Consider the following 8,288-nt stretch of genomic DNA (forward strand, 5'->3'; position numbering starts at 1 on the left):
CGCCGCGATCTGGCACAACCACAAGACCCGCCAGCCCATCACGCGGTCACTGATCGCTTACGACCACTGATCACATCGGAATGACTCGTCTAGGCTCGTGCGGCATGGTGCATGTACTGAGCAGCCGGATCCTTCTGCGCCCCACCGACCCCGAGCGGTCGCGCGCCTTCTACGGCGAGCGGCTGGGGCTCTGCGTCTACCGCGAGTTCGGCACGGGGCCCGAACGCGGCACGGTGTACTTCCTCGGCGGCGGATTCCTTGAGGTCTCGGGGCGCTCCGACGAGCCGCCCGCGCCGGGCCTGCGGCTCTGGCTCCAGGTCGAGGACGCGGCCCTGGCCCACGACGAACTGGTGCGGCGCGGGGTCGCCATCGTGCGGCCTCCGGTGCGCGAGCCCTGGGGGCTGGTCGAGATGTGGATCGAGGACCCGGACGGCGTCCGCATCGTGATCGTGGAGGTCCCGGCCGGCCACCCGTTGCGCTCGCGTCCCTGACCTGCGCGGCGGCGCCGGACATTCGCGGGGGCCCGCCTCCCGGCGCCCGCCGCGGGCTCGCCGCGACCCCCGCGCGCTCCCCCCGTGTGTCCCTGCGCCCGCGTATGCCGCCCCGCGGTTGGGCATCGACTTGGCGGCGGGCGACATCGAACGGGGAGGTACGCCGTGCACGGTCCTGTGGTGCCCGGCTGGCTGCTCGTCGCGCTGTGCGCGGTGACCGGCTCGTACTGTCTGCTGCGCTTGCGCAGCGGCTCCGCGCGGGCCCGCAGCGCGGCGGGCGGCGAGGCGGTGATGGGGTTCGGGATGGCCGCGATGGCCGCGCCGGCCGCGTTCGCCCCGCCGGGTCCCTGGCTGTCGACGGCGTACGCGATGGTCTTCGGGGGCGGCGCGCTGCGAGCCCTGTGGCTGGCGCGGGGCGCTGCGCACCATCTGCACCACGTGGTGGGTTCGCTCGCGATGGTCTACATGGCGCTCGCGATGGCGGCGCCGGGGAGCGGCCACGCCGGACACGAGGGACATTCGGCGGGCGGGGTGCCCCTGCTGACCGGAGTGCTGCTGCTGTACTTCGCCGGTTACGTCCTGTCGGCCGGGGCGCGGCTGTTGCCCTCGGCGGGGGGCGGTGCGAGGCCCAGGGGTGAGCCGGCGAGCGGCGCGCCCCCCGAGTCCTGGGGCGCCCGGCCCGAACTGGCCCTGGCGTGCCGCCTGTCCATGGGCATCGCCATGCTGGCGATGCTGGTGACGGTCTGACCGGGGCGCCGGGGGCGCGGCGGGCGGTGTGATGAGGTGGCGTACGTCACTTGATGCTCGCGGACATACCTATGACGGCGGCCCCGCTCATAGGCTGAGACCATGACGGTCTCCCTCGCGTTGCTGGTGCTCGGCCTGGTGTCCGCCGTCGCCGCGCCGCGGCTCCTCGCCCGTGCCCACTGGGTCGAGCGTGAGCCGGTGGTGGCGCTGTGGGTGTGGCAGTGCGTCGTGGCCGCGGTGCTGCTCTGTTTCGGGCTCGCGATGGTCTTCAGTGCCGCCTCCGCCTGGCAGACCGTGCGGGGCCAGGTGTTCGCGCCGGCGCCGCGGGCGGTCGTCGAGGCGTACGCGCTCGGCCCGTACGGCCCGTGGTCGGCGGCGCTCGCGGTGGTGCTCTTCCTGGGCGGCGCCTGGACCGGGGCGATGCTCACCCGCGAGATCAGGGACAGCTGGGCGCGCAGGCGCAGGCGTCGCGCGCAGCTGCGCCTGCGTTCGCCGCTGCTGCCCGGCGAGGAACCCTCGGGAGAGCGCCTTGTGGTCCTGGAGGCGGCCCGGCCCGACGCCTGGTGGCTGCCGGGGCAGATGCCCCAACTGGTCATCACCACGGCGGCACTTCAGCGTCTGAAGGGCCATCAGCTGGACGCGGTGCTCGCCCACGAACTGGGGCACGCGCGAGCCCGGCACGACTGGCTGCTGCACTGTTCGGGCGCGCTCGCCCGGGGGTTCCCGCAGGTGCCGGTGTTCGCCGCGTTCCGCGACGAGATGCACCGCCTGGTGGAACTGGCCGCCGACGACGTGGCCTCGCGCCGCTTCGGCCGCCTCACGATCGCGCTCGCCCTGGTCGAACTCAACGAGCACCGCGGGGTGTTCGGGCCCTGTCCGGCCCCGGACGGCGAGCTCCCCCAGCGCGTGCACCGGCTCCTTTCCGCGGCCCCCCGGCTGTCCGCGACCCACCGTCTGCGGCTGACCGCGTACGCCGCGCTCGTGCCGGCCGTCCCGCTGATCGTGGCGCTCGTGCCGGGGCTGCACGCCCTGGGCTAGGGGGTGTCTGGTGGATCATGGCCGGGGGTGCGGCGCCTGGCACGGCACCCTGACCGACCCTGATCCACCAGACACCCCCTAGCGCCTCTCGTTCGGATCACGCCGCGCTCGCGGGGTCCGCCGCCGCGCCCCGATCCGGGCCGGTCCACACCGGTCCCTGGAGCCCGGTCCGCACGAAAGACCCTGGCCCGTTGTCCGCGGCATCGGGTTGGATCGGTGCCATGCTCACCGCACCCGCCCCCGCCCCCGCACCCACGCGCGCTACGGCGGCGCTGCGCATCGGGCTCGTCTGTGCCGCGCTCACCGGGCTCCTCCTGGTCCTGGTGGCGGCCGAGTGGGGTCCGCTGATGTCGTTGGACCGGGTCGTCGCCGACGCGCTGCATCGGCGGGCGATCGCCGATCCCGGTCTCACCCGCGTGAACCGGGTGCTGACCGACTGGGTGTGGGACCCGTGGACGATGCGTGCCCTGCTCGCGGTGACCGCGGCCGTCCTGCTGTGGCGCGGTGAGCGCCTGCTCGCCCTGTGGGTCGCGGCGACGAGCGCCGCGGGTACGGCGGTGCAGCAGGGCCTCAAGGCGGCCGTCGGCCGCGAACGGCCGCGGTGGCCGGACCCGGTGGCCTCCGCCTCGTACGCCGCGTTCCCCTCCGGCCACGCCCTGAGCGTGACCGTCGCCTTCGGGCTGCTGGTGTGGCTGCTCGCACTGCTCGGGGCCCGGCGCCGGGTGCGTACGGCCGTCCTGGTGGCCGGCGTCGTCAGCGCGCTCGGAGTGGGGTTCACCCGGGTGTTCATCGGCGTGCACTGGTGCTCAGACGTGGTGGGCGGCTGGCTGACGGGGGCCGCCGTCGTCGCCCTGAGCGCGGCGGCTTACCGGCGCCTGGCGTTGGCTGGGGTGCGCTGAGCGCGAAGGGCCACCGGCGACGCCCGGGCCCTGAACCGGACAGGCCGAGCGCGACGGCCCGGCGACGCCCGGGTCTTGAACCGGACACGCTGAGCGCGATGGCCCAACAACGCCCAGGTCTTGAACCGGACACGCTGAGCGCGCGAGGATCCGGGCATGACGATCAAGGGCGTTCTCTTCGACTTCTCCGGCACCCTCTTTCGCGTCGAGTCCACGAGCGACTGGCTCCGCGCCGGTCTCGACGCCTGCGCCATCACGCTGTCGCAGGATGAACTGACCCGGTACGCAAGGGAGTTGGAGGAGGCAGGCGCCCTGCCCGGTGGCGCCAGTCCGCTGCGGATGCCCGGGCATCTGGCGCAGTTGTGGAGCGTGCGCGACAGCAGCGGGGACCTCCACCGCCGGACCTACACGGGCCTGGCGCGTGAGGTGGAGCTGCCCGATCCGCGGCTGTACGACGTGCTCTACGACCGCCACATGACCCCGGCCGCCTGGCGCCCCTACCCCGACGCGCGGCCGGTTCTCGCCGCTCTGCGGGAGCGGGACATCACGATCGGCGTGGTGAGCAACATCGGCTGGGACCTGCGGCCGGTCTTTCACGCGCACGGCCTCGACTCCTTCGTGGACACGTACGTGCTGTCCTTCGAGCACGGCGCGCAGAAACCGGACGAGCGGCTGTTCAGGGCGGCCTGCGACGCGCTCGGGCAGAAGCCGGGCGAGGTCTTGATGGTGGGCGACAGCCGGGTGGCGGACGGCGGCGCCGCGGCGCTCGGCTGCGCCGTGCACTTCGTGGACCACCTGCCGGTGGACGAGCGCCCGGACGCTCTGCGTGCGGTGCTCGCGCTGGCCGGAACAGACCGCTGAGCAGCCGGAGCGGACAACGGCGCGCCCGGCAGCGGGACCACGGCTGCGGGCGCGATCGTGGGGGGGGCGGCCGAAACGGCCGGAAGGCCGGAAATTGGAAAACCGGGAAACCTGAAAAGGGGTCACCCGTTCGGGGTGATCCCCCGCGTCACCCCGAACGAGCAGCCCACGCGCAGGTCAGACCCCAGGAAAGGGATACCGTCCCGCGACAGCCTGAGTATATTGGCTCTCAGCCAGTCAACGCAGGAGTTACAGCATGTCCCCGCGCAGCGCATCGGTCAATGAAGAATTGCGCAGACGTTCTCGCGAGCGGCTGCTGCAAGCCACCGTCGAGCTGGTGGCGGAACGGGGCTACGAGGCGACGACCCTCGGCGACATCGCGGACCGGGCGGGCTCGGCCCGCGGCCTGGTGTCGTACTACTTCCCGGGCAAGCGTCAACTGCTCCAGTCCGCCGTGCACCGCCTCATGCGTCTGACCCTGGAGGCCGGGCTTGAGCGTGAGCCCCGCACCAGCGACGGACGCGAGCGACTGGCCCGCGCGATCGACGCGATCCTCGGGCTTTCCCACTCCCAGCCCGTCCTCATGCGGGCGCACATGGCGGGGATACTGCAGGCGGAGGGTTTCGTGCAGTGCCCCGAGCAGCAGCGCCTGGCCGGCCTTCTGCGCGACACCGTGGAGCGGTACGGGTCTCAGGACGTGGACACGGACTACCCGATGCTGCGCGCCAATCTCATGGGCGCCGTCTTCGCCGCGCTGCTGCCGGGCGCGCCCATGAGCCCGGCGACCCTGCGCACCGAGCTGTTCCAGCGCTACGGACTCGACTGGGAACTGGGCGCACCGCCGCACCCCGCCCCCTGATCGGCGGCCCGGGACTGTCCGCGGCACACCGGGTGGTGCCATCCTGAAGGCGTCTGCGGACTTCTGCGGTTCCTCGTCCCAAGGAGCGCCCGCCATGCTGCGCGTCGCCGTCGTCGGATCCGGACCGAGCGGTGTCTACACCGCCCAGAGCCTGGTGGAGCAGAGCGCGGTCGCGGACGTCCGGGTGGACGTCCTCGACCGGCTGCCGTGCCCGTACGGACTGGTCCGCTACGGGGTCGCCCCGGACCACGAGAAGATCAAGTCGCTGCAGAACAACCTGCGCACGGTCCTGGAGGACCCGCGGATCCGCTTTCTGGGGCACGTCGAGGTCGGCGGCCCCGGCGGTGTCCCGCCGGACGTGCTGCTGCGGCTCTACCACGCGGTGGTCTACTGCGTCGGCGCCACCACGGACCGGCACCTGGGGATTCCGGGCGAGGGGCTGCCGGGCAGCTTCTCGGCCACCGAATTCGTGTCCTGGTACAGCGCGCATCCCGACTGCGACCCCGGCGGATTCGTCCTGGGCGCCCGCTCCGCGGTGGTGATCGGCGCGGGCAACGTGGCCGTGGACGTCGCCCGCATGCTGTCTCGGGGCGCCGACGAGCTGCACCCGACCGACGTGCCGCAGTCCGCACTCGGCGCGCTCGCCGTCAGCCGGGTGCGCGAGGTGCACATGGCGGCCCGGCGAGGGCCGTCGCAGGCCAGGTTCACCACCAAGGAGCTGCGGGAGCTCGGCGCGCTGCCGGGGGCCGACGTGACGGTGGCCGACGAGGAGCTGACGCGCGACCCCGGATTCCTCGATCCCACGGCGCTTTCGGCGCCCGCACGGCGCAACGTGGAGGTGCTGCGCGGCTGGGCCGGGCGCCCCCGCGGCCCGATGCCCGCCTGCTGCACCTGCGGTTCTATCTGCGCCCCGTGGAGCTCGTCGAGCGGGAGGGCGCGGTGGGCGCGGTGCGTTTCGAGCGGACGGCGCCGGACGGCGCGGGCGGAACGCTCGGCACCGGCACGTACGAGGAGATCGAGGCACAGCTGGTGCTGCGGGCGGTCGGCTACCGCGGGGTGGCGCCGCCCGGACTGCCCTTCGACCCGGTGACCGGGACGGTGCCGCACGCGGGCGGCCGGGTGCTCCGGGAGGGGGCCGCCGCTCCCGGCGAGTACGTGGCGGGCTGGATCAAGCGCGGGCCGACGGGGGTGATCGGCACCAACCGCCCCTGCGCGAAGGAGACGGTCACCTCGCTGCTCCAGGACGCCCCGCTCCTCACCGGACGCCCGGTGGCACCCGAACCCCTTGACGCGCTCCGGGAGTTGGGCCTTGAGCCGGTGACCTGGCAGGGCTGGCTCGCGATCGAGCGCGCCGAGGCCGAACTCGGCCGGTCGCTGGGCCGCCGCTCGGTGAAGATCCCCGACTGGGACGGGCTCCTGACGGCCGCGTCCGGCATGCCCTGAGGCCACCGGGGCGACCGAGGCGACCGGAGCCGCTGAGGCCCCTGAGGTGAGCCGGGCGCACGGGGTGCACTGGACGCAGGGGGCGTACGGGGCGTACGGGGCCGTCAGGCGTCGTCGCCGAGCCGTTCGGCCTGACGGCGTGCGGCGTCCAGGACGCTGTCGAGCAGGCCGGGGAAGAGCGCGTCCAGGTCCGCGCGGCGCAGCCCGTTCATCTTGGCGGTGCCACGGTAGGCCTGCTGGATCACGCCGCTCTCGCGCAGAACCCGGAAGTGATGGGTGGACGTCGACTTGGTGACGGGCAGCACGAAGCAGGAGCAGGACAGCTCACCGTCGCCGGCGGCGAGAGAACGGACCACCCGCATCCGCATCGGGTCGGAGAGAGCGTGCAATACGCTCTCCAGGCGGATCTCCTCGCGCGCCGGATGGGCGAGTTCACGGGTGCTGGTCGCGGTGGTCACGGACCTCATTGTACGAGAGCCATCGTAGTTTGACATCCCCCGTACTACGACGAGTACCGTACGAAGCGAACCCGGCGCCGCACCGGCGCCACGGGCCGTTTTGACTGGAGTTGCCGTGTCTGCTGCGAGCGCGTCTGGCGCGAGTGCCCTCTTCTCGCCCTACACCCTGCGATCCCTGACCATCCCGAACCGGGTCTGGATGGCGCCGATGTGCCAGTACTCCGCCGAGGCCTTCGGGCCCAACGCGGGCGTGGCCGACGACTGGCACTTCGCGCACTACGCGGCGCGCGCCGCAGGCGGCACGGGCCTGATCCTCCTGGAGGCCACGGCCGTCAGCCCCGAGGGCCGGATCTCACCGGCGGACCTGGGCATCTGGAACGACACCCAGGTCGCGGCGCTGCGCCGGATCACCGCGTTCCTGGAGAGCCGGGGCACCGTCCCCGGCATCCAGCTCGCGCACGCCGGGCGCAAGGCGTCGACGGACCGTCCCTGGCGCGGCGGCGCGCCGCTGAAGCCGGGCGGCGAGGAGGGCTGGCAGCCACTCGGGCCGAGCCCGGTGGCCTGGAGCGAGAAGCACACGGTGCCCACGGAACTGACGGTCGATCAGATCCACGAGATCACCCGCGAGTTCGCGGACGCGGCACGGCGGGCGCTCGACGCCGGTTTCAAGGTCGTCGAGATCCACGGGGCGCACGGCTATCTGATCGGCCAGTTCCTCTCCCCGCACTCCAACAGGCGCACCGACGCGTACGGCGGCTCGTTCGAGAACCGCACCCGTTTCGCCCTCGAAGTGACCGACGCCGTACGGGCGGTGTGGCCGCAGGAGCTGCCGCTCTTCTTCCGCGTCTCGGCCACCGACTGGCTGGACGAGGGCGGCTGGAACACCGACGACACGGTGCGTCTCGCCGCGCTGCTCAAGGAGCACGGGGTGGACCTCCTGGACGTGTCGAGCGGCGGCAACGCCTCGGGCGTACGCATCCCGACCGGGCCCGGCTACCAGGTCCCGTTCGCCGAACGGGTCCGCTCCGAGAGCCCGCTCGCGGTCGCGGCCGTCGGGATGATCACCGAGCCCGCGCAGGCCGAGAAGATCCTCGCGAACGGCGAGGCCGACGCGGTCCTGCTGGGCCGCGAGCTTCTGCGCGACCCGTCGTGGGCCCGCCGGGCCGCCCGCGAACTGGGCGGCGAGGTAAGAGTACCGGACCAGTACGGCTACGCCATCTGACGTCCGTCCGGGCGGCAGCGCTCGATGCTGAGCAGGGTGGTCTGCCGGTCGACGGCGGTCGGGAAGTACGCATTGCCGACGGCCGGGAAGTGCGCGCGGTCGGCGGCCGGGAAGTGCGCGCAGTCGGCTGCCGGGAAGTACGCATTGCCGGCGGCCCGGTGCCGCACCCGGCGACCCCCCCCCATTACCGTTTTGGTTGCCTCGCAATGGGGCGCCCGGCCTCCGGAGTTGGCATGACTTTCTCCCCCTGTCGATCGCATGTCTTGGGGG

At 73.2% G+C, this 8,288-nt stretch carries 9 protein-coding genes and 1 pseudogene; 8 read left to right on the forward strand and 2 right to left on the reverse strand.

The window, feature by feature from the left end; all coding sequences use genetic code 11:
* The first annotated feature begins 104 nt into the window (after nucleotides 1-104).
* The 7 genes and pseudogenes from ACGFW5_RS35150 to ACGFW5_RS35180 all read left to right on the forward strand — a co-directional run bounded on the left by ACGFW5_RS35150 (nucleotide 105) and on the right by ACGFW5_RS35180 (nucleotide 6,338).
* Nucleotides 105-491: a VOC family protein gene (locus tag ACGFW5_RS35150; protein WP_393838427.1), complete on the forward strand. Its 387-nt coding sequence runs from the start codon at nucleotides 105-107 to the stop codon at nucleotides 489-491.
* Nucleotides 492-656: 165 nt separating this feature from the next.
* Complete coding sequence (locus ACGFW5_RS35155) at nucleotides 657-1,238, forward strand: DUF5134 domain-containing protein (protein WP_393838428.1); 582 nt, start codon at nucleotides 657-659, stop codon at nucleotides 1,236-1,238.
* Between the two features lie 102 nt (nucleotides 1,239-1,340).
* Nucleotides 1,341-2,276 (forward strand): M56 family metallopeptidase, encoded by a 936-nt coding sequence (locus tag ACGFW5_RS35160; protein ID WP_393838429.1) that lies wholly within the window; start codon nucleotides 1,341-1,343, stop codon nucleotides 2,274-2,276.
* 221 nt (nucleotides 2,277-2,497) lie between these two features.
* Nucleotides 2,498-3,175 carry a phosphatase PAP2 family protein gene (locus ACGFW5_RS35165; RefSeq protein ID WP_393838430.1) on the forward strand — a complete coding sequence of 226 codons (678 nt, stop codon included), beginning with the start codon at nucleotides 2,498-2,500 and terminating at the stop codon, nucleotides 3,173-3,175.
* Between the two features lie 156 nt (nucleotides 3,176-3,331).
* Nucleotides 3,332-4,036 (forward strand): HAD family hydrolase, encoded by a 705-nt coding sequence (locus ACGFW5_RS35170; protein ID WP_393838431.1) that lies wholly within the window; start codon nucleotides 3,332-3,334, stop codon nucleotides 4,034-4,036.
* Nucleotides 4,037-4,292: 256 nt separating this feature from the next.
* Nucleotides 4,293-4,895: a TetR/AcrR family transcriptional regulator gene (locus ACGFW5_RS35175; RefSeq protein WP_393838432.1), complete on the forward strand. Its 603-nt coding sequence runs from the start codon at nucleotides 4,293-4,295 to the stop codon at nucleotides 4,893-4,895.
* A 94-nt stretch (nucleotides 4,896-4,989) separates the two neighbouring features.
* A pseudogene (locus ACGFW5_RS35180) lies at nucleotides 4,990-6,338 on the forward strand (FAD-dependent oxidoreductase).
* 104 nt (nucleotides 6,339-6,442) lie between these two features.
* Here the strand turns inward: ACGFW5_RS35180 and ACGFW5_RS35185 are convergent.
* On the reverse strand, nucleotides 6,443-6,796 hold the full coding sequence (locus ACGFW5_RS35185) for an ArsR/SmtB family transcription factor (RefSeq protein ID WP_393838433.1): 354 nt from the start codon (nucleotides 6,794-6,796) through the stop codon (nucleotides 6,443-6,445).
* A gap of 115 nt (nucleotides 6,797-6,911) precedes the next feature.
* Between ACGFW5_RS35185 and ACGFW5_RS35190 the strand changes: the two genes are divergently transcribed.
* Nucleotides 6,912-8,018, forward strand: a complete 1,107-nt coding sequence (locus ACGFW5_RS35190; protein ID WP_393838434.1) for an NADH:flavin oxidoreductase/NADH oxidase — start codon at nucleotides 6,912-6,914, stop codon at nucleotides 8,016-8,018.
* On the opposite strand, the gene ACGFW5_RS35195 is transcribed toward ACGFW5_RS35190, so the two are convergent.
* The gene (locus tag ACGFW5_RS35195; RefSeq protein ID WP_393838435.1) at nucleotides 8,006-8,203 is read right to left on the reverse strand and encodes a hypothetical protein; all 198 of its coding nucleotides are present in this window, start codon (nucleotides 8,201-8,203) and stop codon (nucleotides 8,006-8,008) included. The two genes, ACGFW5_RS35190 and ACGFW5_RS35195, sit on opposite strands and share 13 nt — an antisense overlap.
* Nucleotides 8,204-8,288 lie beyond the last annotated feature (85 nt).

It is taken from the genome of Streptomyces sp. NPDC048416 (assembly GCF_043200435.1).
GTDB lineage: Bacteria > Actinomycetota > Actinomycetes > Streptomycetales > Streptomycetaceae > Streptomyces.